We start from the raw sequence: 22,975 nt of genomic DNA on the forward strand, positions 1-22,975 counted from the left end.
TGGTCGCTGCACTGCCGGGAGGCGCGGCTCGCCTCACACACGGAGCCGCAGCCCCTGCGGGGTCGCCGTGAACCCCGCGGCCCGGAGCGCGCCGCCGAGCGGCGTCTCCAGCACGAAGTCCCCGTCGACCCGCTCGACCGAGAGCTTCCGCAGCCCGGTCCGGACGATGCCGGCGATCGAGGCCGCCGCGGCAGCGAGGTCGGCGGCGTCGTCGGTGAAGGTCAGCACCGACTTGCCACCGCGCTCCACGTACACGGTGAGCTTGCCGTCGACGGTCGTGACGAGGGCACCCGCCTTGCGCCCGGGCCGGTGGCCCCGAGCGGTCTTCGCGCCGCTGCCGACCGCGGTCTCAGGCGGGGCGGCTCCGCCGTCGTCGACCACGAGAACGGGGTCGGCGTCGCCCGTCGGCCACGGCAGCGAGGCCCCGAACGGGTTCGCCGGGTCGGTCGCGGCGAGTGTGAGCGCCTCGCGCTTCCGGTCCGGGTCGTCCCGCTCGTCGTCGCCGAGTTCGCGGGCGTAGGTGCGCAGCCGGTCGACGGTCGGGCCGGTGGCGAACTGGGCCGCGCCGAGCCCCTCGACGAAGTACCCGCGACGAGCCCGGCCGGACTCCTCGAAGCGCGAGAGCACCCGGTACACCCCGGCGAAGCCGCCGCGGACACCTTCGACCTGCACAGCACCGCGGGTGACGACGCCGTAGCGTTCGAGCAGCTGTTCGGCGGTCGCCGCGGCCCGCACGGTCGAGTCGGACTCGGCCAGCGGCAGGAGCGACCAGCGACCCCCGACGGACGGCGGCCCGGACTGCGTCGGCATCGTCGGACGCCGACGGCCGCGGTAGGCCCGAGCACGCGGGGCACTCGAGCTCTTCGCCTTGCCACCGAGCATCGAGCGCAGCGGGGCGAACGTGTCGTTCGTGATCTGCCCGGCCCAGACCAGGTCCCACAGCGCGGTGGTGAGCGCCTGGTCGTCGCTGCTGCCCACCGCCTGGCCGAGCTGCCGGAAGAAGTACGCGCCGCCGCCGGCCAGGGCGCCGAGCACGTCCCGCTGCAGCTCGGTCGTCTCGTCACCGGAGGGCTCGGCGAGCGTCGTCGCCGCGGTGTCGGCCAGGTGCAGGCGCACCCAGCCGTCGTTGCCCGGCAGGGTGCCCCCGCCGGACCACAGGACCTCGCCGGTGGCGGTGAGTTCGTCGAGCATGCTCGTCGAGTAGTCGGTGACGCGCGACGGCAGCACCAGGGTCTCCCAGGCGCTGGCGGGCAGGGCGACCCCGGCGAGCTGGTCGATCACCTGCAGGACGCCGTCGACGCCGCGGAGCCCGCCGCGGGTCCCCGGTGTCTGCACGTGCTGCCACGCGGGCAGGAACCGTGCGAGGGTGTCCGGCGAGACCGGCTCGACCTCGTGCCGCAGCGCTGCGAGGGACTTCGTGCGGATCCGTCGCAGGACCTCGGCGTCGCACCACTCGGCACCCTGGCGGTCGGGGCGGAACTCGCCCTCCACCACCCGGCGGTCGGCGACGAGCCGGCGCAGGGTGTCCTGCACGACGGCGATGCCCAGCCCGAGGCGACCGGCGGCCTCCTGCGCGGAGAACGGCCCGTGCGACCGGGCGTAGCGACCGATCAGGTCACCGAGGGGATCGGCCACGGGCTCGATGAACGCCGTGGGCACACCGATCGGCAGCGGGACCCCGAGGGCGTCCCGCAGACGGGCGGCGTCCTCGATCACGGCCCAGCGCGTCGCCCCGGCGTGCGAGAACGACAGCACTCGGCGGTCCCGCTCCAACACCTGGAGCGTGCTGCGCAGTTCGGCGGTGGCCGCTGGACGGTCAGCGGTGTCGGCGAGCCAGCTCCGGTCGACCGCTTCGTCGAGGTCGAGCGCGCCGACGAGCCGCAGCACGTCCACGAGTCCCTCGGCGTCACGGGCACGACGGTCCGGCGAGAGCCGCTGCAGGTCGCGCTCCACCGAGGTGATGACCGCCGGGTCGAGCAGCTCGCGCAGCTCCGCACGGCCGAGCAGCTCGCCGAGCAGGGTCGAGTCGAGCGACAGGGCCGCTGCCCGGCGTTCGGCGAGCGGGGTGTCCCCCTCGTACATGAAGGCCGCGACGTACCCGAACAGGATCGAGCGGGCGAACGGCGACGGCTGTTCGGTCTCCGTCTCGACCAGGCGGATCCGACGTCCGGCGATGTCGTCGGCGATCCCGAGCAGCGCGGGCACGTCGTAGACGTCCTGCAGCACCTCGCGCACGGTCTCGAGCACGATCGGGAACGTCGGGTACTTCTGCGCGACCTCGAGCAGCTGCGAGGCCCGCTGTCGCTGCTGCCAGAGCGGCGACCGCTGCCCGGGGTTCCGTCGGGGCAGCAGCAGGGCGCGCGCCGCACACTCACGGAACCGCGCGGCGAACAGTGCCGAGCCGCCGACCTCGTCGGTGACCAGGGCCTCGAGGTCGTCGCGCTCGAACACGAACAGGTCGGCACCCGGCGGTTCGGCGTCGGTCTCCGGGATGCGGACGACGATGCCGTCGTCGGCCGCCATCGCGTCACCGTCGATGCCGTGCCGTTCGCGCAGCCGTGCGGCGACGGCCAGGGCCCACGGCGCGTGCACCTGCATGCCGTAGGGCGAGTGCAGGATGAGCCGCCAGTCCCCGAGCTCGTCGCGGAACCGCTCGATGACGAGCGTGGTGTCGTTCGGCACGTGACCGGTGGCCGCGCGCTGGTCGCGCAGGAAGGTCAGCAGGTTGGTGATCGCGCGCTCGTCCAGTCCACCGGCGGCGACGCGGGCGCGGGCGTCGTCGTCCGACGCGCCCTCGACCTCGCGCACGAACGCACCGGTCGCCCGGCCGAGCTCGGCGGGCCGGCCGATGCCGTCGCCCTTCCAGAACGGCACGCGTCCGGGCTGCCCGAACGCCGGGCTCACGACGACGCGGTCGTGGGTGATCTCCTCGATCCGCCAGCTCGTCGCACCGAGGGCGAAGACGTCGCCCACGCGCGACTCGTAGACCATCTCCTCGTCGAGCTCGCCGACGCGGGACGCCTTCTCGCCGACCATGAAGACGCCGAACATGCCGCGGTCGGGGATCGTCCCGCCGCTCGTCACCGCGAGTCGCTGCGCACCGGGGCGCCCGGTCAGGGTGCCGTGCACGCGGTCCCAGACCAGCCGTGGCCGGAGCTCGGCGAACTCGTCGCTCGGGTACCGGCCCGTGACCAGGTCGAGCGTCGCCTCGAACGCCGATCGGGGCAGGCCGCTGAACGGGGCGCTCCGCCGCACGAGCTCGAACCAGTGCTCGACGTCGAGGGTGTCGATCGCCCCGGCCGCCACGGTGTGCTGCGCCAGGACGTCGAGCGGGTTCGCCGGCACCGAGATCGACTCGATCTGGCCCGTGACCATCCGCTCGACCGTGACCGCGCTGTTGACCAGGTCGGCGCGGTGCTTCGGGAACAGCACGCCGCGGGAGATCTCGCCCACCTGGTGGCCGGCACGACCGACGCGCTGCAGGCCGCTCGCGACCGAGGGCGGCGCCTCGACCTGGACGACCAGGTCGACCTCGCCCATGTCGATGCCGAGCTCGAGTGAACTCGTCGCGACGACGCACCGCAGCCGACCGGACTTCAGGTCGTCCTCGATGATCGCGCGCTGGTCCTTCGACACCGAGCCGTGGTGTGCGCGGGCGAGCACCGGGACGGAGGCGTCCGAGCCCCCGCCGCCGGTCTGCCCGGACACGCCGATCAGCTGCGCCGGCGGGCGCTTGGCCCCCTGGGGTGCGACGGCGTGCGCCGAGGTGCGGGCCGGTGACTGCGGTCGGCCCTGCGCCACGGGCAGGCCGTCGTCGTCCGGGGACGCACCCGCCGGCACCAGCACGCCGTCACCGGCGGCGGCGAGCACGCGTTCCTCGTGGATCTCGTTGAGCCGAGCCGTGAGTCGTTCGGCCAGCCGCCGCGAGTTCGCGAACACGATGGTCGAGCGGTGTTCCTCGATCAGGTCGACGACACGTTCTTCGACGTGCGGCCAGATCGACCCGTTCGTCGGCGACTCGGACGCGTCCGCACCCACCGGCGGCGCCCCGAGCTCGGTCATGTCGTCGACGGGCACGACGACCCGCAGGTCGAAGGTCTTCTGCGCGGGCGGCGCGATGATCGTCACCGGTGCACGGCCGCCGAGGAACCGGGCGACCTCTTCCGGTGGGCGGACGGTCGCGGACAGCCCGATGCGCTGCACGGGCTTGTCGAGCAGGTCGTCGAGGCGCTCGAGCGACACGGCCAGGTGTGCGCCGCGCTTGGTCGAGGCGACCGCGTGGACCTCGTCCACGATGACGGTGTCGACGTTCACCAGGGTCTCGCGCGCCTGCGAGGTGAGCATCAGGTAGAGCGACTCGGGCGTGGTGATGAGGATGTCCGGCGGCTGGCGCAGGAGCTTCTGCCGGTCGGACGACGGGGTGTCACCGCTGCGCACACCGACCGTGACGTCGGGCGGTTCGGTGCCGAGGCGGCGTGCGGTCTGGGTGATGCCGACGAGCGGGCTCCGCAGGTTGCGCTCGACGTCGACGCCGAGGGCCTTGAGCGGCGAGACGTAGAGCACGCGCGTGCGCTGCTTCGCCGGTGGACGGTCCGTCGCGCTGATGAGCCGGTCGATCGACCACAGGAACGACGCCAGGGTCTTGCCGGAGCCGGTCGGGGCGATCACGAGTGCGTGCTGCCCGGTCGAGATGGCGTCCCACGCCCCGGCCTGCGCCGGTGTCGGTGCATCGAAGGCGCCGCGGAACCACTCGGTGGTCGCGGGGGAGAAGCGCTCGAAGACGTCCGTCATGGTCCGTCCCATCCTGCCCGCCACCACCGACAGCAGGCCGAGCGCACGTACCCCTTGACAGAGCGATAGTTACCGATCTATCGTAAACACATCGCGATACGACGAAGACGATCAGGTCAGACCGATCGCGAGCCGACTCAGCACGACGAAAGGACTCCTCATGCGCCCCTCGTATGACGACGACAGCAACACGTCCCCCCGCGACCAGCGCGGGTTCGGCCCGCGCGGCCCCCGCTTCGGCGGCGCGCGGCAGCACCACGGCGCCGGCTTCCCCGGCCGTGACCGCGGTGACCACGACCACGGCGGCCGCGGCTTCGGTGGCCGCGGGTTCGGTCCCGGCTTCGGCCCGGGCATGGGCTTCGGCCCCGGTTTCGGCGGGCCCGGTTTCGGCCGCGAACGCCGTCGCCGCGGTGACGTCCGTCTCGCGATCCTCGGTCTGCTGGCCGAGGGCCCGCAGAACGGGTACGCCGTGATCAAGACCATCGCCGAGCGCACCGGCGGCGCCTGGAAGCCGAGCCCCGGTTCGGTCTACCCGACGCTCCAGCAGCTCGTCGACGAAGACCTCGTGGTCTCGTCGGGCGACGGCCGCAAGACGCTCTTCGAGCTCACCGACGCCGGCAAGGCCGAGACCGAGGCCAAGGCCGACGAGATCGCTGCGGCACTCGACGGGGCCCCGGGGATCCCGGACGCCCAGCGCGAGTTCTTCGAGGCGCTCCGGAAGACCATGGGCGTCCTGCAGATGTACCGCAGCACCGCGACCGAGGAACAGGCCAAGGCCGCCACGGCCAAGGTGGACCAGCTCCGCAAGGATCTGCTCCAGATCCTCGCCGACTGACGGACGTCACCCATGACGGACAGGAGGCCCGGTGCCAGCTGGCACCGGGCCTCCTGTCCGTCGTCGTGCGCCTACACCGCGCCGACGAAGGCCGCCACGTCCGCCAGCTCCGCCGTCGACACGGCGTGCGGCAGGCCCGCGTAGGCGCGGTCGGTCACGTCGGTGTGCGCTGCGGCCCACGCCTGCGTCCGGGCGGTGGCCTCGGGCGGGATCACCGGGTCGAGGTCACCGTGCCCCAGGAACACCCGCGGCCGCACGGCCGACACGGCCTCGTCGCGGGAGTCCGTGACGCCCGGCACGACGAACCCCGACAGCGACACCGCGAACGCGAACGCCGCGGGCCGGGCGCGCAGCAGCTGGAGCGCCATCGAGCCGCCCTGCGAGAACCCGAGCAGCCCGATCCGCGGGTGGTCGGCGGCGACGGAGTCGATCCAGTCGAGCACCTCGGCGGTCGCGGCGTCCGCCGCCTCGGGCGCAGGGGAGCCGGGCGTGCCGAGCGGGTACCAGCTGAAGCCGGGCCCCCACGGCATCGGCGCGCGGAGCGACGCGACCGTCCACGCGGGCGGCAGTGCGGGGGCGAGGCCGAGCAGGTCGTGCTCGTTCGACCCGACCCCGTGCATCGCCACGAGCAGGGGTGTGCCCCGCCGGTCCGAGGTACTCCGGGTCCACTGCACCAGGTCCGCATCGATCATGTGGACAACGCTAACCATCCCCAACTCCCGCGCCTTCCGCCGAACTCGCCGCCGTCCCTGGTAGACACGGTGCATGTCCTCGCTGCGCACCCCCGATCCCGACTCCGGCTGGCTGTCCGACGAGGAGCTCGCGAACGTCCGCCGTCGTCTGCCGATCTGCTACGTCGAGGCGGTCCCCGTCCGCACCGACGGCCTCGGCGTCGTGACCGAGGTCGGCGTGCTGCTGCGGGTCTCCCCGAGCGGTTCGATCGCCCGCACCCTGGTGTCCGGCCGGGTGATGTTCGGCGAGTCGATCCGCACCGCGCTGTTCCGCCACCTGGAGAAGGACCTCGGGCCGATGGCGTTCCCGCAGCTGCCCTCGAGTCCGACGCCGTTCACCGTGGCCGAGTACTTCCCGCTGCCCGGCGCCTCGGTGTACACCGACGAGCGGCAGCACGCGATCTCGCTGGCGTACGTCGTCCCCGTCACGGGGACGTGCGAGCCCCGGCAGGACGCCCTCGAGCTCACGTGGATGACCCCGATGGAAGCCGCGTCCGACGCCGTCGCCGACGAGATGGAAGGCGGGCGTGGCGCACTGCTCCGCGCCGGCCTGGCATCGGTCGGCGCCCTCCACTAGTCCGACCGGGGCGTCCGCGCCCCGCGCACGACGAAGCCCCCGGATCCGATCGGATCCGGGGGCTTCGCAGCGCGGTTGCGAACCGGCTTCAGTGCTTGTCGTCCTTGAAGCTGTCGGCGACGCCGTGCGCGGCGTCCTTGACGTCGGTGACGCCCTGCTTCGCCGAGGCCTTGCCCTGGTCGGTCTGGCCTTCGGCCTTCAAGCGGTCGTTACCGGTCGCGTTGCCGGCGGCTTCCTTGACCTTGCCTGCCGCCTTCTCAGCGGCGTTCTTGATGTCATCGATGCCAGCCATAGGCACTCCTTCCAGAAGCGGACGTGTTCCCCGTCAGCCGCTTGCGCGGCATCCGGTGAAGCAGACCGTACGCCCGGTGGAGTACCCCACCCCCAGCCCCCGCCAAGGTTCGCCAGCACAGTCACGCAAAACACCGGTGTTCACGGATCGCACCCGGGATGCGGGGGTTCGAAACGTGAACACCGGTGTCTTGCGGGCATCGACGCGCTCAGGCCGACGGGGTCAGGCCGAGCGGGTCAGACCGCGGGGGTCAAGCGCGCAGGTCAGTGGCGGTCGGCAGCGCCGGCCGGACGGGAGGCGCGGCGCGAGCCACCACGACGGTTGCCGCCCGACTCGTTGCCGGACCGACCCGCGGCGTAGCCGCCCTCGGACGACCAGACGGCCGACGAGCCGCCGCGCACGACGTCGCTGCTGCCCGAGCGACGGTTGCCGCCGCTGCGGCGACCACCGGTCGAACCTGCGGCCGCGGCACCGGAGCGCCCGGCACCCTCGGTCCGTGCGCCACGGGCCGGACGGCCCTGACGGCCCCCGGCCGAACCGGCGGACTCGCCAGCCGAGCCGGAGCGCGCGGGCTGCGCCGTGCCTCCCGACCGACCGCCGCGACCACGGCGACGACCGCCGCCGTCACCGGCGGACTCGGCCGAGCGCTGCTTGGGCTGACGCTGCTGGGTGGGCTGCTCCTCGGCCACGTGGCGGATCGGAGCGACCTCGCCGACGAGCGCGGTGACGGCCGGGGAGGTCGCCGAGACGTGCTGCGGGGTGACCTTGATCGCGGCAGCACGCATCATCTGCGCGACGTCGCGACGCTCGGCGGGCATCGTCACCGTGACGACGTCACCGGACGAACCGGCACGCGCGGTGCGGCCCGAGCGGTGCAGGTACGCCTTGTGCTCGGTGGGCGGGTCGACGTGCACGACGAGCTCGACGTTGTCGACGTGCACACCGCGGGCGGCGACGTCGGTGGCGACGAGCACGAGGGCCTCACCGGAGGAGAACTTCGCGAGGTTGCGCTCACGGGCGCCCTGCGACAGGTTGCCCTGCAGGTCGACGGCCGGGATCCCCTGGCTGCTGAGCTGCTTGGCGAGGCGCTTGGCGTGGTGCTTCGTGCGCATGAAGAGGATGCGGCGACCGTTGCCCGAGGCGAGGGCGCTCACGAGGTGCTTCTTCGCGTCGGCGTCGGCGACCTCGAACAGGTGGTGGGTCATCGCCTCGACGGGGCTGTTCGCCTCGTCGACGGAGTGCATCACCGGGTTGTGCAGGAACTTCTTGACGAGCTTGTCCACGCCGTTGTCGAGCGTGGCGGAGAACAGCAGTCGCTGCCCGTTCTCGGGCGTCGCCTGCATGATCTTGGTGACGCCGGGCAGGAAGCCCATGTCGGCCATGTGGTCGGCCTCGTCGAGGACGGTGACCTCGATGTCGCCCAGGTTCACGTGACCCTGCTGCATCAGGTCGGCGAGGCGACCCGGGCAGGCGACCACGACGTCGACGCCGCCGCGCAGGGCGTCGACCTGACGACCCTGACCGACGCCACCGAAGATGGTCGTGGTGTTGAGGCCCATGGCCTTGGCGAGCGGGGCGAGGGCGACGTCGATCTGCGTCGCGAGCTCACGCGTCGGTGCGAGCACCAGGGCGCGGGGGCGGCCGGCACGGCGCTTGCGGCCGCTGGCGGCGAGGCGGGCGACGAGCGGGATCGCGAACGCGATGGTCTTGCCGGAGCCGGTGCGGCCGCGGCCGAGGACGTCCTTGCCCTGCAGGGAGTCCGGGAGGGTGTCCGCCTGGATGGGGAACGCCATGTCCTTGCCCTGGTCGGCGAGGACGGAGACCATCGGCGCGGGGACGCCGAGGTCGGAGAAACGGATGTCTTCGGTGGTCATGGTGACCTTTCGAGCCGGAGCAGTCCGGCTGTGGGCGCGCTCTGAGGCAGCGCGCGGGCGGGATGCGCGCCAACGGATGTGGCTGGCGCAGTCGCCGCAGCAGAGAAGCCTGGGCACCTTCGTGAGGTGCTCGATCATCGACCAGAGTCCGGAGACAGGTGGTCGGGAGTTCGGGGCGTCCGTACGACGCACGAGGCGATCGGCGCCTCGAGTACGACCAGCATAGCGTGCACATCCCCGGAACAGCGAGGGCGGGGTCGTTCGCCGTGCGCGTGCGAGGATTCCGGGGTGCGCATGCGATCCGTCCTGTTGACCACCGCGATGGCCCTGGTGGCCGTCCTCGGCACCGCCGGCTGCGCCGAGGCCGCCACGACCAGCGCGGCCGGGAGCTACCGCAACCTGCCGACCTCGGGCCGCGTGGACTACCAGCTCGGCGGCGGGTACACCCCGCCCTCCGGCGTGACGATCGTCGAGCGCGACAGCACCGACCGCCCCGCGAAGGGCAAGTACAACATCTGCTACGTCAACGGGTTCCAGACGCAGCCCGAGGCCGCCCGCACGTGGAAGAAGTCGTACCCGTCGGCGATCCTCCGCGACCGCGCGGGCAAGCCGGTCTCCGACCCGGGGTGGCCGGACGAGATGCTCCTCGACACCCGGACCGCGGCCAAGCGTGCCCTGATCACGAAGGTGCTCGCGAAGACCGTCGCCCGCTGCGGTGACCGCGGGTTCGACGCGGTGGAGTTCGACAACCTCGACTCGTGGACCCGGAGCGGCAAGCGGCTCACCCGTGCCGGCAACCTGGCGCTCGCGAAGTCGCTCGTCGCCAAGGGGCACCGGCACGGCCTGGCCGTCGGGCAGAAGAACACGCCGCAGCTCGGGGCATCCGGCCGGAAGCAGACCGGGTTCGACTTCGTCGTCGCCGAGGAGTGCGTGCAGTACCGGGAGTGCGCCGCGTACACGAAGGCCTACGGCGGGCGGGTCATCGACGTGGAGTACTCGGACACCCTCGAGCGCTCGTGGGGTTCGGTCTGCGGGCTGAAGAGCCGTCCGGCCATGACGATCCTGCGCGACCGCGACCTGGTGACCCCGAAGGACGACGCGTACGTGTACGAGCACTGCTGAGCGCTCGGGACGTTCCTTCCCAGAACACCTGCGATGCCTGGTCGGATCGGGCGTACCGGGTCAGAACTTCGGACCGGGTACGCCCGGAACGACCAGGTACGCCCGGAAGCGCCAGCCCCGCCAGCCCCGGAAGCGCCAGCCCCGCGCCCGCTACGCCGGCCAGGCCTCGCGCAACGCGGTCGCCGCCTGGTCCGCCGACAGCCCCGCCGAGCGCGCCGCGGCGGCCAGGGCACGAGCGGCCTCGGCCACGGCGTCCGGCACCGCCGCCGGCCGCACCACCCGGGTACCGGCGCCCCGTGCGGTGTGCACGAGCCCGGCCTCCTCGAGCAGCTGGTAGGCCTTCGCGACGGTGCCCGCGGCGAGCCCGAGCTCGTCCGCCAGCCCACGCACGCTCGGCAGCCGTTCGCCGTCCACCAGGTACCCGGCGGTGATCTGTGCGGCGATCTGCGATCGGACCTGCTCGAACGGCGGCACGCGGCCACCGACGTCGAGGGCGACGAGTCCTGTCATGCGTTCCACCCTAGAAGTCGTACTGCTCGCCGACGGGGATCGGGACCGGCACGGTGTTGCCCGGGGGCGCGAGCGGGCACGCCCACGCCGGGTCGTACGCGCACGACGGGTTGTAGGCGAAGTTGAAGTCGAGCACGAGCGACCCGAGGTCGTCGCCGCCCAGGTCCGAGCCCTTGATGGTGTCGAGCAGGTAGCGCCCGCCGCCGTAGGTGCCGCGGGCCTTGCCGGCGCTGGCGTCCTTGACGGGGACGAACACCCCGCCCGCGTAGCCGCCGTGCTTCCAGACGTCGAGCGTGCCGACACCGGGGACCCGCACGAGGCCGAGCCGGTCGAAGTGGACGACGCCGTCGGTGCCGGTCTCGAAGTCGAACTCGGCGGGCTCCGTGGCCTCGATGCGGACCTGGAACCGCCACGCCGGGTCGTAGTCCGGCACCGGCAGCGATTCGAAGTCGCGAGCGTCCTCGTCGAGCAGGGGGGACGCCGGGTGCTCCGCGAACATCGCGTCACGGGTCTCGCGCCAGAGCGCGTGCGCCGTCTGGGGGTCGGGGGTGGCGCGGACACGGCGGTACAGGTCGAACGTCATCCGCCGCCAATCCGTCGTCGCCAGCGTGCTGCGCACGCGGTCGTCGGTCGTCGGCTCCTGGGGGCGCGTCTGGCTCACGTGGACGAGGCTACGCCCGCTCCGCGGTGGACGGGAGGCCCGACCCGCGTCGCGTCACTCGCCGTCGGTCCGCCAGGTGGGCGCGAGGGCGCGCATCCGGAACGCCCGCCACTGCCAGATGACCCACATGCCGGGCCACAGGGCGGGCCCGAGGACGGCCGGTCGCATCCGGTAGGTCAGGCGGTCGAGCAGCAGGGTCCGGCCACCCGGTGCGGGGACGACGGCCATCCGGTGCGACATCGTCATCCGCCCGAACAACCCGGACGTGCCGCCTCCGTTGTCGCGCTGCACGGGCACTCCCTCGACCTCGTACAGGTCGAGGTCGACGTGCGTGTCGCCGCTCGGCACCAGCCCGAACGCGTCCGCGGTGATCGGGTGCGGGTGCCCCGGCTCCCAGCGCTCCGGGAACCCCCGGGGGTCGCGCGAGCGGTACGCCAGGAACGGCTTCGTCACCGCCACCATGACGGACGGGGACAGCAGGGCATCGCGCACGGCGTCGACCGGCGCATCGAGGACGATCCGGAGGCCGACGTGCATGGCGGTGACGCTACGCCCGCGGGCTGGACGGTGCATCGTGGCGGTGCGAGACGACGCAGCGGGGACGACTCAGGCGTGCCGGGCCGACCGGCGGCGGGACCCCTCGGCGCGGTCGTGCCGCCGGAGCCGCTCGGCCAGCGAGAGCCGCACGGCCGGCCACTCCGACGCGATCACCGAGAACACCACGGTGTCGCGCAGCGTGCCGTCACGGCCGATCGCGTGGTTCCGGAGCACGCCGTCCTGCTTCGCGCCGAGGCCCGCGATGGCCGCCCGGGACTGCAGGTTGTGCCAGTGGGTGCGGAACTCGACCGCGATGCACTGCCAGGCCTCGAACGCGTGCGACAGCATGAGCAGCTTCGACTCGGTGTTGATCCCCGAGCGCTGCGCGGACCGGGCCAGGAACGTGCTGCCGATCTCGACGTGGCGGTTGCCCGGGTCGATGTTCATGAAGGTCGTCGCACCCACCACCCGGCCGGTCGGGCGGTCCCGCACGGCGAAGGGCACCATGCGTCCGGCCTCGTGCTCGGCGAGCCGCCGGTCGATCTCGGCCTCGACCTGTGCCGGGGCGGGCACGGAGGTGTACCAGGTGCGCCACAGATCGCCGTCCGCGACCGCCGCCCGCAGGTCTTCCGCGTGCTCCTGCCCGAGGGGCTCGAGCGTCACACGGTCGCCGGTCAGGGTGGGTACGGGGGCGATCTCCATGACCATGCATCCTAGGGTTGGCGACCCTGGTGGAACCCGGTCGGACGGCGACCCTGTGGAGAAGGACAGCATCGCCCGGGCGGCTATCGTGACGGACGTGGCAGAACGCACCCAGGAGAAGTACCAGGTCCGGTTCGCGTGGGGTCCCGGAGGTGCGGCACGGATCGCCCACGGCACCCACCTGCTCGTCTGGGTCGACGCCCTGCCGCCGACCCCCGACGTCGCAGCACAGCGCCGCGCGCTGCGGAACGTGACCGCCCAGCTGCCGCAGGGTCCGGAGGTCGTGCTCGGCCACCTCGGCAACGCGGCGGCGGTCGCGGAACGCGTGACGGGCCTCCAGGCCGCACGCGGTGACCGGTGCGTCGTCGCGATCGTGGCCGCCGGGCTGCACCACTCCGCAGTCCTCGACGACGCGGCCGAGGCGGCGGGGGAGTCCGTCGACGTGGCCGACGCACCCGACTTCGCCGTCGAGGACCTGCTCGCCGCCGGAGCCGTCGTCGACGCGCTCACCGAGGTCGGCATCGACCACACCTCACCCGAGGCCGCTGCGGCCTGCGCGGCGTACACGGGGCTGCGCCGTGCCGTGCGGCACCTGGTCAGCGCGTCCGAGGGAGCCGCCGTCCTGAGCCGTGACGACGTGCACGCGGCGCTCGCCGCGGGGCCGGACCTGCCCGTCCTGCGGGAATCGGGGGAGCGCGCGTAGCGTTCGCCCCGTCACGGAACCAGCGAGCGAAGGAGCAACGCCATGAAGGCAGTCGTCGGCGACACGGTGATCGCGGAGGCCCCCGAAGAGGACCTCATCAAGATCGAGGGCAACTGGTACTTCCCGCCGTCGAGCGTGAAGACCGAGCTCTTCACCGAGAGCCCCACCCAGTACCACTGCCCGTGGAAGGGCGACACCCAGTACTTCACGGTGAACGTCGACGGACAGGCGCTGCAGGACCGCGCGTGGTCGTACCCGACGCCGATCCCGTCGTCGTTCGACCGCGTCGGCAAGGACTACTCGGGCTACGTCGCGTTCTGGAAGGACGTCCAGGTCGTCGAGTGACGACCGCCCGTCACCCTGGCCGGCTGCGACTCAGCCGGTCAGGGTGAGCACGACCAGCGCGACGTTGAGCGCCACGATGACCGCCGCGATCACCCACGCCACCACGCGGGTGGTCGCGGCGTTCACGTCGGTCCCCATCACGCTCCGTCGCGACGTGTAGACCACCAGGGGCACGATCGCGAAGGCGATCCCGAAGCTCAGCACCACCTGGCTGACGACGAGCAGCATCGTCGCGTCGATGTTCAGCGCGAGCAGCACGATCGCCGGCACCAGGGTGATCGCGCGCCGGGCCACGAGCGGGAACCGCACGTGCAGCAGGCCCTTCATGATCTCCGCGCCGGCCATGCAGCCCACCGAGGTCGAGGCCAGGCCGGACGCGAGCAGGCCCACGGCGAAGAGCACCCCGACGACCGGGCCGACGTTCTCGGCGATGGCGCGCTGCGCACCGGGGATGGAGTCGGTGCCCTCGACGCCCGGCAGGGTGGCTGCCGCGAGGACGAGCATCGCGATGTTCACCCCGCCCGCGACGATCAGCGCGAGGCCGACGTCCCACCGGGTCGCGACGAGCACCCGGCGACGCGCCGGCCCGGCGGGTACGTCCCCGTGGCGGTCCCGGGCGAGCGCCGAGTGCAGGTACACCGCGTGCGGCATCACGGTCGCGCCGAGCATCGAGGCCGCCAGCAGCACCGACCCGGAGCCCTCGAACCGCGGCACGAGCCCGGCGACCAGGTCTGCCGGAGACACCCGGGCGAACAGCAGCCCGGCACAGAAGCCCACCGTCAGGATCGCGAGCATCGCCGTCACCACGGTCTCGAACAGGCGCGTGCCCCGGCGGCTGTGCAGGGTCAGCAGGAGCATCGAGACGAGCCCGGTGATGATCCCGCCGACCACGAGCGGCAGACCGAAGAGCAGGTAGAGCGCCAGCGCGCCGCCGATGACCTCGGCGATGTCGGTCGCGGCGGCGACGATCTCGGCCTGACCCCAGAACAGCAGGCGCGGGGCGCGCCGCATCCGCAGGCCGAGGTGCTCGGGCAACGACTTGCCCGTCACCACCCCGAGCTTGGCGGACAGGTACTGCACCACCACGGCGCTGGCGTTCGCGGCCACGAGCACCCAGAGCAGCAGGTACCCGTACTCGGCTCCGGCGGTCAGGTTGGCGGCGACGTTGCCCGGGTCGACGTACGCGATGGCCGCGACGAAGGCCGGTCCGAGCAGGGTGAGCCCGGCTGCACGACGACGCGGGGCACCGGTTGGGTGCTCGTCGAGCCGGGGGCTGGCAGTGTCGGTCATGCACCGATCCTGCCAGAGAATTCGGCGTCCCGAATCTTTTTCTTCGACGGGTCGTGGTGCTCGCCGGTCGCCGCGCGCGCGTGCGTGCGTCGGGTGGTCGCGACCTGTCGGCTGGGAGGCCGCCAGCCGACGGTTGGTGACCGCTCGGCGGAGGTGCGCGGGGTGTCCTGACCGCTCGTGCTCAGCTCGTGGTCACTCCGCGGCGCGGCGGGCGCGGTGTGCCCGGACCTTCGCCCGGTTGCCGCACCGCTGCATCGAGCACCAGCGACGGGTCCCACCGCGCGACGAGTCGTAGAACACCAGGCCGCAGTCCTCGGCCGAGCACCGGCTCAGCCGCGTCGGCCGGCCGTCGGCCTCGACGTCGTCGAAGCCGACCTCGGTGAAGAGCGCGACGGCGTCGCGCGCGACGCTCGACAGGGCCTGCGCCAGGCGGACCCGGTTGGCTCCGGCGCGGCGTCGGCCACCCGGGAGGCTCGGGGGCACGTCCGGCAGGGCGGCGAACAGGTTGACGGTGTCGATGTCGTCGGGCGCGGGGCGCGTGCGGCCGGCCCCGGCACGCAGGCCCGCCGCCACGGCGGTGAGTTCCGCGGCGGTGCTCGCCGGCGCGGGGGCGGCGGCCACGGCGAGCCGGGCGATCGCGGCACGCAGGGCCCGGGCGTCCTGCAGCTCGCGGGCGCTGGCACCGACGTCGATCGGCTCGGTGTGCTCGCTGAGCCACTCGTCCAGGTCGGCCGGGCTCGCGAGCAGCTCCCCGAGTTGCGACCGCGGTCGGCGTCCGGCGGGGTCGTCGGCGAAGCCACCCGTGTGCGCGAAGTCGAGCGCGATCCGTCCGGCGTCGAAGAACCAGGAGGAACCGGCGTCCGTGCGGATGTGCTGCCCCGTGTGCATCCGCCCAGGCTAACGGGTTACCGGCGCGCCTCCGTGCGTCGGGACCCTCATGCGGTAGTCGACGCCATCGTGGCCGCGTCGTCGTCCGCGGTCCGGCGCCGCCAGGTGATGACGTTCCGGGCATCGAAGCGCCGGGAACAGCGGGCGCAGGCCAGGGGACGGGTGGGCGTGCGGTACCGGAAGTGCTCGTGCCCCGCGGGGCAGGTGCCGATCCAGGGGGCGAGCTCGCTGGCGATCGGCCCGTCGTGCAGCCGGGAGCCGGTGTACCCGATCCCCGCGGCCGTGCGCTTCCACTTCGGTCCGTGTGCCGCCCGGGCGCCGGCGAGTGCGTGCGCGACCTCGTGCAGCAGGACCTGCTCGACGTCGTCGTCGGAGAACCGGGTGGCCAGGTGCCGGCTCACCGTGATCCGCTTCCGTGCGAAGTCGCACTGGCCGGCACGGGTCTTGGCGTGGTCGAACCCGAACGCCCAGGTCCCGGCGCCGAGGTGTTCGGCGATGAGCGCTTCGGCACGGAGCCGGACGGTCTCGAGCGCGGTCACTGCTCGGCGCGCGGGTCGGCCTGGCCCTTCTTCGCTGCCCGGGCCGCGATCCGGCCCCAGATGTCGTCGGCCTCGGTCCGTGCGGCGTCGGGCGCACCGAGCACGCGGCGGCGGATCGGCGGGACCTGCTTCACCGGCTCGGCGACGCGGGTGGTGGGTTCCTCGTCCTCGGCGCGGCGGGCGGCGACCTCGCGGGCGGTCCGTGGCTTGTCGGACGGTTCCGCCGGGTTGGTGATCGAGGCCCGCATGGCGGCCTCGACCGCGGTGCGCAACGCGTCGGTGCGCTCGGACGGCGCCCCCGCCTGCCGGAAGGCCTGGTACGCCCGCGAGAGTGCGGCGCGGGCCTCGTCGAAGCGGTCGTTCTCGAACAGCGACCAGCCCTCGATCTCGGCTGCGGCGCCCTCGAGTTCGGGCCACTCCTCGGTGGCGGCGGTGTCGCGGGCCATGGCGGCCTCGGTGGCGGCGCGGTCGTGCCGCCCGAGGTCGTGCAGGACGTGCGCACGACGGATCCGCGCGGCGACCTTGTCCTGGCGCTCCCCGGTGAACATCGCCAGGCGGAACACCTCTTCCGCGATGACGAGCGACTCGTCCAGACGACCGAGCAGGCGGAGGAGTTCGGCGCGTTCGGCGAGGGCGTCGGTGCTGCGGCTCTGGCCGAGGTCACGGAGCCGCTGGTGCACGGCGTCGACGTCGACCGCGGGTCGCAGGCTGATGGGCGCGAAGGTGCTGCCCGGGCTGACTCCGGCCGTCACGGGAGCCGCGTGGCGCGGTTCACGGGAACGGTCGGACAGGTCGGGCTGCTGGCGGTCGTCGGGCGGGAGGGACATCGGTTCGAGGGTAGCCGCGGTCTCCCGGGAGCGGTCGGTGCGACGCGCTCAGGTTGCGCGGGTGCGGCCGTTCCGCGCGTGCCGCCCGGGACGGCGAACGGCCCGCCGTGCCGGAGCACGACGGGCCGTTCCGAGTGGTCGATCAGGAGTTGGCGGCCACCGCGGCGGCAGCGGCCACGCCGACGTAGGTGACCAGCGTCGCGATCGTGGCCACGACGGCCAGGATGATCGCGAAGATGCCCCAGCCGCGACCACGCTTGGTCACGGCGGCGATGATGCCCTGCACGAGCGCCCAGAGCCCGAGGATCGCGGCGACGCCGGCGATCACCGCACCGACACCGATCTGCGAGATGACGGCCGGGTCGTTCATGAGCTGACGCTGCAGCTCCTGCTGGTCCGGGGTGGCACCGCTGCTCGGTACGAGGTTGTTGATCGCGTCGCTGTTGGCGAGCGCCGACCCCATCACGTACCCGCCGATGACGCCGATGACGAGCGCGGCGAGTCCGAGGAAGAACGCCACGACACCGAGGGTCTTCTTCTTGGGCTTCGGCTCGTCGTGGCTCTGCCAGGCCGGGGCACCGGCGTGCGCGGGCGCGGCGGCGTACGGCTGCTGGTCGTGGTGCTGGTCGTGGCGCTGCTGGTCGTTCCAGCTCGGCGTGCTCGACGGCTGGCCGTACTGCTGCTCGCCGTTCGGCTGGCCGTACTGCTGACCCTGCCCGGACTGCTGCCCGTACTGCTGCTGCTGGCCCTGCCCGTACTGCTCGCCGTACTGCGGGGTCGAGGTCGGCGCCGGGTCCACCCGCTCGCCGTACCGCGGGGCATCGGCGTCGGGCTGCTGCTGCGGGGCGTCGCCCCAGCGCGGCGCCTGGCCGTCGCCCGTCCGGTCCTGGTCGTTCCGGTCGTCGTTCGTCATCAGGGTTCCCATCGCTCGGTCGCGCACCTGCGCGGTCGTTCAGACCATCCTGACAGCCGGACCCGCCGAGTGCCCGAAGTCCGTCCCCGGCGGTGCCGCGCGGGCATCAGCCCCCGAACACGCTCCGGTTCGGCTCCGGCGACGCGACCGCCGTCTGGTCGGTGACGATCGGCGCCCCGGCGATGAACGCCTTGAGCTCCGCACCGTGCACGACCTTCGCCGGCATCGGGTCGGACGAGTACCGCCTCGGCATGTCCGCCACCGGCAGGTCGGTCGGCGACCCGAGCAGCACGATGTTCCCGAACCGCCGGCCCTTGAGCATGCCGGTGTCCGCGACCGCGGCGACCGACGGCAGCACCGACTGCAGCGTCGACGCCTGCCCGCGGGCGAACGCCAACCCGGCGCCGTCGGCCACGTTCACCGCGACGATGCCCGTCGGCGACAGGAACGCGGCGACCTCACGGTAGAACTCGACGCTCGTCACGTGGGCGGGGATCTGCGAACCGCCGAAGACGTCCACCACCGCCAGGTCCACGGTGCCGCGGAGTCCGGCGGGCAGCTTGCCGAGGACCTCCCGCGCGTCGCCGTACCGCACCCGGATCGAGGCACCGCGGGGGAACGGCAGTGCTTCGCGCACGTGCTCGACCAGGTCGCGCTCGAGCTCGATCACCTGCTGCCGCGAACCCGGACGGGTCACCGCGACGTAGCGGGGCAGGGTGAGGGCGCCGGCGCCCAGGTGCAGTGCCGTGATCGGGCCGTCCGGCAGCAGGTCGATCGCGTGCCCGATCCGCCGGATGTACTCGAACGCCAGGTGGGTCGGGTCCTCGAGGTCCACGTGCGACTGCGGGGTGCCGTCCACCACCAGGGTGAAGGACCCCGGTCGGTGCCGGTCCGGCTCCACCACCGAGTACCCCGCACCGATCCGGAACCCGTCGAACGCATCAGCCATGCCGTCAATGGAACACCACCGCGATCACCACCCGCGTCCCCACCCCTGGTTGGTGTGCCCGCGGAGCGCCCGGAACGAGGCTGATGTCACCGGTCGGAACACTCCGCCGGACCACCTCGAAAGGCACACCATGTCGGTCCAGCTCCTCGCGAACGTGCTCATCGGCCTCGCCCTCGTCGGCCTCCTGGCCTACCGGCAGGCGACCTGGCGGTCCCTCGACCCGGCGCGCATCTGGCGGGGACCGCTCGTGATGGCGATCGTCGGTGTGGTCGTCCTCGCACAGACCACGGCGACCGTCACCACCACCGACGTCGTGTTCCTCGGCCTCGAGGCCCTGCTCACCGTCGGCGTCGGCCTCGCGATGGGGGCCATGACCCGGTTCCGCACGGTCACGACGCCGGACGACAAGGGCCGTACGCTGCAGTCCCGCACCGGGTGGCTCGGCGCCGCGCTCTGGATCGTCCTGATCGCCGCCCGCGTCGGGCTCGACGTCCTCGGCGGCCACCTCGGTGCGCACCTGCTCACCTCGACCGGCACGATCCTGCTCGTGCTCGCCCTGAACCGTGCAGCCCGTGCCCTGGTCGTCGACCAGCGCATCCCCCGCGGCGGCGACCGGTCGGCGGCCGCCCGCCGCGGCATGATGGTGCGGTGAGCCTGCCGACCGACCCGGACCGGACCGACCCCGCCGGGGTCCGGTCCGCCTCGGTGCTCTCCTGGGGACTCAACGCCGTCGGGATCGCCGTGGTCGCCTTCTGGTTCGTCCGGAACGGCCTCCTGCTCCACCACCCCGCGTGGGTCTGGGCCGTCGGGGCCGTGGCGCTCGCCGCCTGGGCCGTCCGCGAAGGGGCGCGCACGCCCCGCGTCCTCGTCGCCGCAGCCGGCGTGATGATCGCCGCCGGATCGCTCGCCGTGGTGCCGACCGACTCGCTGCTGGTGGTCCCGGTGATCGTCGGGCTCGTCATCCTCGGCGCGGACCTGCGTCTGCCGGTCTGGACGGCCGCGGTCGCCGCGCTCGCCGCCGTCGTGGTGGTGGCCGTCACCGCGACGCTCGCGCAGACGTCGGTGCAGTTCGTCCTCGGCGTGAGCGGCGGGCTGCTGCTCGGCGTGCTCGTCGGCTTCAGTCGTCGGCAGGTCCGGATCACGACGGCGCAGGCTCGCGAGACCGAGCGGCAGCAGCAGCGCGCACGGCTCCTCGCCGACCGTTCGCGGGCGTCCCGGGACATCCACGACGTCCTCGCCCACTCGCTCGGCGGCCTGGTCCTGCAGCTCGACGCGGTCGAGGCCCTGCTCGAGGCCGGTCGCGTCGACGAGGCCACCCGCCGTGCCGGCGAGGCCCGCGCGCTGGCCGCGGACGGCCTGGCCGAGGCACGGCGTGCCGTGCACGCGCTCCGCGACGAACCGCAGCCCGGCCAGCCGGAGCCGGCCCGTGCCTCCAGTCCGTCCGCCGACCACGCGTCGGGCCTGACGGCCCTGCTCGACGCGCACCGTTCGTTCGGCGGCGAGGTCGTCGTGCAGGGTGACGCGACCCTCGCGGTCCTCGACGACGCCCACCGTGCCGCCGTGGTCCAGGTCGTCCGGGAGGCCCTCAGCAACGCCCGCAGGCACGCTCCCGGCCGCCCCGTGTCCCTGTCCGTGATCCGGGACGGCGACGCCGTGGACGTCGTCGTGGCCAACCCGCTGCCGAGCGGCGGGCAGGGGGTGCTCGGGATGCGCGAGCGGTTCGCGGAACTCGGCAGCGAGGCCACGGTGGAGGCCGAGCGTTCCGACGACGAGTTCGTCGTCGCCATGCACCTGCCCGTCGACGGCACGCGCGACGCGGACACTGCGGACGCTACGGTCGCCGCCGAGGACGACCGCTCGTGACCATCCGGGTGCTCGTCGTCGACGACCAGGCCATCGTCCGCGACGGCCTGGTGACGGTGCTGTCGCTCGTGCCCGACCTGCAGGTCGTCGGGCAGGCGGCCGACGGTGCCGAGGCGATCGCCGCCGTCGACCGGCACGTGCCCGACGTCGTCCTGATGGACCTGCGGATGCCGGGCGTGGACGGACCGACCGCCACCGCGCGGATCGTCGCCGAGCACCCCGGGGTGGCGGTCCTGGTGCTGACGACCTACGCCGATGACGACTCCATCACCACCGCGCTGCGGGCGGGAGCTCGCGGCTACCTGACGAAGGACGCCGGACGGGCGGAGATCGCGACCGCGGTGCGGGCGGTGGCCGCCGGGCAGTCGACCTTCGACGCGACCGTGGGGGCGCGGCTGGTGGCGCGCCTCGCCGGTGGTGCCGGTGCAGGTAACGGTGTCGCTGCTGGTTCCGCGGCGCCTGCGCCTGCGTCACCCGATCCCGGTCCGTCGCTCGGTGCGCGGTTCCCGGAGCTCACCCCGCGCGAAGTGGACGTCCTCGAGCGGATCGCGGACGGCCGGACGAACCCGCAGATCGCCGCCGAGCTGTTCCTGACGGTGCCCACCGTGAAGTCGTACGTGAACCAGGTGTTCGCGAAGCTCGGGGTCCGAACCCGGGCCGAGGCCGTCGCCCGCGTCCTGCGCTGACCACCCGCAGCACCCCGTCGTCCCCGGGCGACGCACTGCGGACACGTGAATGCGTACACATGGACGACCAGCGGACGCCAAGACTCGTTGCGTACCGTTGACGTCTGTCGTCACGACGCCAGAGCGTCGATGCGTGTGTGCCCCACACTCCACGCGTCCGCCCGGACACCGTGACCACGACGTGCCCGTGAGCGCCCCCACCGCTCGAGCGTGCGCGCCGTCGGCGTGCTGCTGCGCGCCACCCCTCCGGCCACCCGCGCGCGCTGGCCGTCGAACGCACCGCACCCGATGACGAGTGCACCACTGCTGATCCGCCGCAGGAGACCTCCGTCATGACCGCCGACACCATGAGCGTGCCCACTGCACGCCTCGCCACCCCGGACACGCGCCGGTCCGGGAGCCGACCCACCCGGGTGATCCGGGCCTCCCGGCCGTCCCGTGCCGCCCGTCCGTCCAGCGCCGCCCTGCCGTTCCGCGCCTCTCTGCCGTTCCACGCCGACCGCGAGACGGCACCGACCTGGATGCGGGTCGTCGGCACGGCGCTGCTCCTCGGCGGCGCCGGGCTGTCCGCCGCCGTGCTCGGCTGGCCTGGGGACGCGCCGGAGGTCGCCCTGCTGGTGCCGGCCCTGCTCGCCGTCGCCCTCGGGTCGCTGCTCCTGCTCGCCCGGGCCGGGTTCACCGTCACCGAGCGGCACGTGACCCTGCACTTCCGTCCGCTCCCGCCGCGGCGCATCCCGCGCCGGCGGATCACCGACGTCCGCCTGGTCGAGGCGGACGCTGCCACCTACGGCGGTGTCGGCCTGCGGATCCGTCGCGGCGAGCGTGCGCTCATCCTCACGCCGGGGCTCGGGATCGAGCTCACGGACGACCGGGGCCGGGTCACGTTCGTCCGCACGCGTCGCCCGGAGGACGCGTTCCGTGCGCTGGCCGGACTGCCGGGCGGGCCGGGAGGCGCGGATCGCGTCGAGCGCGAGCGTCTGGGTTGATCAGAGCCCGGCTGAGCAGGGGAATGGAAGCGGCGTGTGGCGGCTTATACACGCCACTGCCGAATCCGGTCAAGCCGGGACTGGACAGCGCGCCACGGAGCGAACTATGATGACAGTTCGCGCTCCCTGGCATCCGTGTCGTCATATTGCGGTCGACGCAGAGTTCTGAGACAGAAACTCATCTCGCCCTGGTGCAGCCGGACCCGTATATGGCGGCGGGTACCGCTCACGGAGATCATCCCACACGTGCACCGACGTTCCGCGTCAAGGCACGCGTCGGCGTGGTCGCAGGGCTTGCATCTCAGGGTTCGCCGAGCGATCAATCCACTCACCTACACACTGCTCGTCAGTGTC

The 22,975-nt window shown here is 73.1% G+C and carries 23 protein-coding genes; 9 read left to right on the forward strand and 14 right to left on the reverse strand.

Annotation, left to right across the window (positions count from 1 at the left end; genetic code table 11):
- Positions 1–33: 33 nt before the first annotated feature.
- Positions 34–4,791, reverse strand: a complete 4,758-nt coding sequence (locus DEJ09_RS04000; RefSeq protein ID WP_111087722.1) for a DEAD/DEAH box helicase — start codon at positions 4,789–4,791, stop codon at positions 34–36.
- A 160-nt stretch (positions 4,792–4,951) separates the two neighbouring features.
- Here DEJ09_RS04000 and DEJ09_RS04005 point away from each other — a divergent pair, with 160 nt between their 5' ends.
- Positions 4,952–5,626: a PadR family transcriptional regulator gene (locus DEJ09_RS04005; RefSeq protein ID WP_027466765.1), complete on the forward strand. Its 675-nt coding sequence runs from the start codon at positions 4,952–4,954 to the stop codon at positions 5,624–5,626.
- 71 nt (positions 5,627–5,697) lie between these two features.
- Here the strand turns inward: DEJ09_RS04005 and DEJ09_RS04010 are convergent, their stop codons facing one another.
- Positions 5,698–6,318: an alpha/beta hydrolase gene (locus tag DEJ09_RS04010; protein ID WP_111087723.1), complete on the reverse strand. Its 621-nt coding sequence runs from the start codon at positions 6,316–6,318 to the stop codon at positions 5,698–5,700.
- A 73-nt stretch (positions 6,319–6,391) separates the two neighbouring features.
- On the opposite strand from DEJ09_RS04010, the gene DEJ09_RS04015 reads away from it, so the two are divergent.
- A complete protein-coding gene (locus tag DEJ09_RS04015; RefSeq protein WP_071406188.1) occupies positions 6,392–6,934 on the forward strand; it encodes an NUDIX hydrolase family protein in 543 nt (180 codons plus the stop codon).
- 88 nt (positions 6,935–7,022) lie between these two features.
- On the opposite strand, the gene DEJ09_RS04020 is transcribed toward DEJ09_RS04015, so the two are convergent.
- Both DEJ09_RS04020 and DEJ09_RS04025 read right to left on the reverse strand, forming a co-directional pair.
- Positions 7,023–7,226 (reverse strand): CsbD family protein, encoded by a 204-nt coding sequence (locus tag DEJ09_RS04020; protein WP_027466762.1) that lies wholly within the window; start codon positions 7,224–7,226, stop codon positions 7,023–7,025.
- 263 nt (positions 7,227–7,489) lie between these two features.
- On the reverse strand, positions 7,490–9,100 hold the full coding sequence (locus DEJ09_RS04025; RefSeq protein WP_111087724.1) for a DEAD/DEAH box helicase: 1,611 nt from the start codon (positions 9,098–9,100) through the stop codon (positions 7,490–7,492).
- 294 nt (positions 9,101–9,394) lie between these two features.
- Between DEJ09_RS04025 and DEJ09_RS04030 the strand changes: the two genes are divergently transcribed.
- Positions 9,395–10,222, forward strand: a complete 828-nt coding sequence (locus DEJ09_RS04030) for an endo alpha-1,4 polygalactosaminidase (protein ID WP_258366981.1) — start codon at positions 9,395–9,397, stop codon at positions 10,220–10,222.
- 150 nt (positions 10,223–10,372) lie between these two features.
- On the opposite strand, the gene DEJ09_RS04035 is transcribed toward DEJ09_RS04030, so the two are convergent.
- The 4 genes from DEJ09_RS04035 to DEJ09_RS04050 all read right to left on the reverse strand — a co-directional run bounded on the left by DEJ09_RS04035 (position 10,373) and on the right by DEJ09_RS04050 (position 12,638).
- Positions 10,373–10,732, reverse strand: a complete 360-nt coding sequence (locus tag DEJ09_RS04035; protein ID WP_035809483.1) for a GntR family transcriptional regulator — start codon at positions 10,730–10,732, stop codon at positions 10,373–10,375.
- 10 nt (positions 10,733–10,742) lie between these two features.
- The gene (locus DEJ09_RS04040; protein WP_051597091.1) at positions 10,743–11,315 is read right to left on the reverse strand and encodes a DUF1684 domain-containing protein; all 573 of its coding nucleotides are present in this window, start codon (positions 11,313–11,315) and stop codon (positions 10,743–10,745) included.
- A gap of 132 nt (positions 11,316–11,447) precedes the next feature.
- Positions 11,448–11,930 carry a hypothetical protein gene (locus DEJ09_RS04045; RefSeq protein WP_111087725.1) on the reverse strand — a complete coding sequence of 161 codons (483 nt, stop codon included), beginning with the start codon at positions 11,928–11,930 and terminating at the stop codon, positions 11,448–11,450.
- A 69-nt stretch (positions 11,931–11,999) separates the two neighbouring features.
- Positions 12,000–12,638 (reverse strand): GNAT family N-acetyltransferase, encoded by a 639-nt coding sequence (locus DEJ09_RS04050; RefSeq protein WP_071406184.1) that lies wholly within the window; start codon positions 12,636–12,638, stop codon positions 12,000–12,002.
- A gap of 91 nt (positions 12,639–12,729) precedes the next feature.
- On the opposite strand from DEJ09_RS04050, the gene DEJ09_RS04055 reads away from it, so the two are divergent.
- Both DEJ09_RS04055 and DEJ09_RS04060 read left to right on the forward strand, forming a co-directional pair.
- A complete protein-coding gene (locus DEJ09_RS04055) occupies positions 12,730–13,335 on the forward strand; it encodes a 2-phosphosulfolactate phosphatase (RefSeq protein ID WP_258373781.1) in 606 nt (201 codons plus the stop codon).
- A gap of 42 nt (positions 13,336–13,377) precedes the next feature.
- A complete protein-coding gene (locus DEJ09_RS04060; protein WP_027466755.1) occupies positions 13,378–13,680 on the forward strand; it encodes a DUF427 domain-containing protein in 303 nt (100 codons plus the stop codon).
- Between the two features lie 30 nt (positions 13,681–13,710).
- Here the strand turns inward: DEJ09_RS04060 and DEJ09_RS04065 are convergent, their stop codons facing one another.
- The 6 genes from DEJ09_RS04065 to DEJ09_RS04090 form a co-directional block, all read right to left on the reverse strand.
- Positions 13,711–14,970 carry an Nramp family divalent metal transporter gene (locus DEJ09_RS04065; RefSeq protein ID WP_111087726.1) on the reverse strand — a complete coding sequence of 420 codons (1,260 nt, stop codon included), beginning with the start codon at positions 14,968–14,970 and terminating at the stop codon, positions 13,711–13,713.
- A gap of 192 nt (positions 14,971–15,162) precedes the next feature.
- A complete protein-coding gene (locus DEJ09_RS04070; protein ID WP_111087727.1) occupies positions 15,163–15,858 on the reverse strand; it encodes a CGNR zinc finger domain-containing protein in 696 nt (231 codons plus the stop codon).
- 47 nt (positions 15,859–15,905) lie between these two features.
- A complete protein-coding gene (locus DEJ09_RS04075) occupies positions 15,906–16,397 on the reverse strand; it encodes a SprT-like domain-containing protein (RefSeq protein ID WP_111087728.1) in 492 nt (163 codons plus the stop codon).
- Positions 16,394–17,224 (reverse strand): hypothetical protein, encoded by an 831-nt coding sequence (locus DEJ09_RS04080; RefSeq protein ID WP_071406181.1) that lies wholly within the window; start codon positions 17,222–17,224, stop codon positions 16,394–16,396. The genes DEJ09_RS04075 and DEJ09_RS04080 overlap by 4 nt, the downstream gene beginning before the upstream one ends.
- 142 nt (positions 17,225–17,366) lie before the next feature.
- On the reverse strand, positions 17,367–18,137 hold the full coding sequence (locus tag DEJ09_RS04085; RefSeq protein WP_146245665.1) for a DUF308 domain-containing protein: 771 nt from the start codon (positions 18,135–18,137) through the stop codon (positions 17,367–17,369).
- A 106-nt stretch (positions 18,138–18,243) separates the two neighbouring features.
- Positions 18,244–19,086 (reverse strand): spermidine synthase, encoded by an 843-nt coding sequence (locus DEJ09_RS04090; protein ID WP_110863235.1) that lies wholly within the window; start codon positions 19,084–19,086, stop codon positions 18,244–18,246.
- 130 nt (positions 19,087–19,216) lie between these two features.
- Here DEJ09_RS04090 and DEJ09_RS04095 point away from each other — a divergent pair, with 130 nt between their 5' ends.
- The 4 genes from DEJ09_RS04095 to DEJ09_RS04110 all read left to right on the forward strand — a co-directional run bounded on the left by DEJ09_RS04095 (position 19,217) and on the right by DEJ09_RS04110 (position 22,621).
- Complete coding sequence (locus DEJ09_RS04095; protein WP_111046454.1) at positions 19,217–19,738, forward strand: hypothetical protein; 522 nt, start codon at positions 19,217–19,219, stop codon at positions 19,736–19,738.
- Entirely contained in the window at positions 19,735–20,949 is a 1,215-nt protein-coding gene (locus DEJ09_RS04100) for a sensor histidine kinase (RefSeq protein ID WP_111087729.1), read from the forward strand. The genes DEJ09_RS04095 and DEJ09_RS04100 overlap by 4 nt, the downstream gene beginning before the upstream one ends.
- The gene (locus DEJ09_RS04105) at positions 20,946–21,635 is read left to right on the forward strand and encodes a response regulator transcription factor (protein WP_111087730.1); all 690 of its coding nucleotides are present in this window, start codon (positions 20,946–20,948) and stop codon (positions 21,633–21,635) included. The genes DEJ09_RS04100 and DEJ09_RS04105 overlap by 4 nt, the downstream gene beginning before the upstream one ends.
- Before the next feature lie 332 nt (positions 21,636–21,967).
- A complete protein-coding gene (locus DEJ09_RS04110) occupies positions 21,968–22,621 on the forward strand; it encodes a hypothetical protein (protein WP_111087731.1) in 654 nt (217 codons plus the stop codon).
- Positions 22,622–22,975 lie beyond the last annotated feature (354 nt).

It is taken from the genome of Curtobacterium sp. MCLR17_055 (assembly GCF_003234305.1).
Lineage (GTDB): Bacteria > Actinomycetota > Actinomycetes > Actinomycetales > Microbacteriaceae > Curtobacterium > Curtobacterium flaccumfaciens.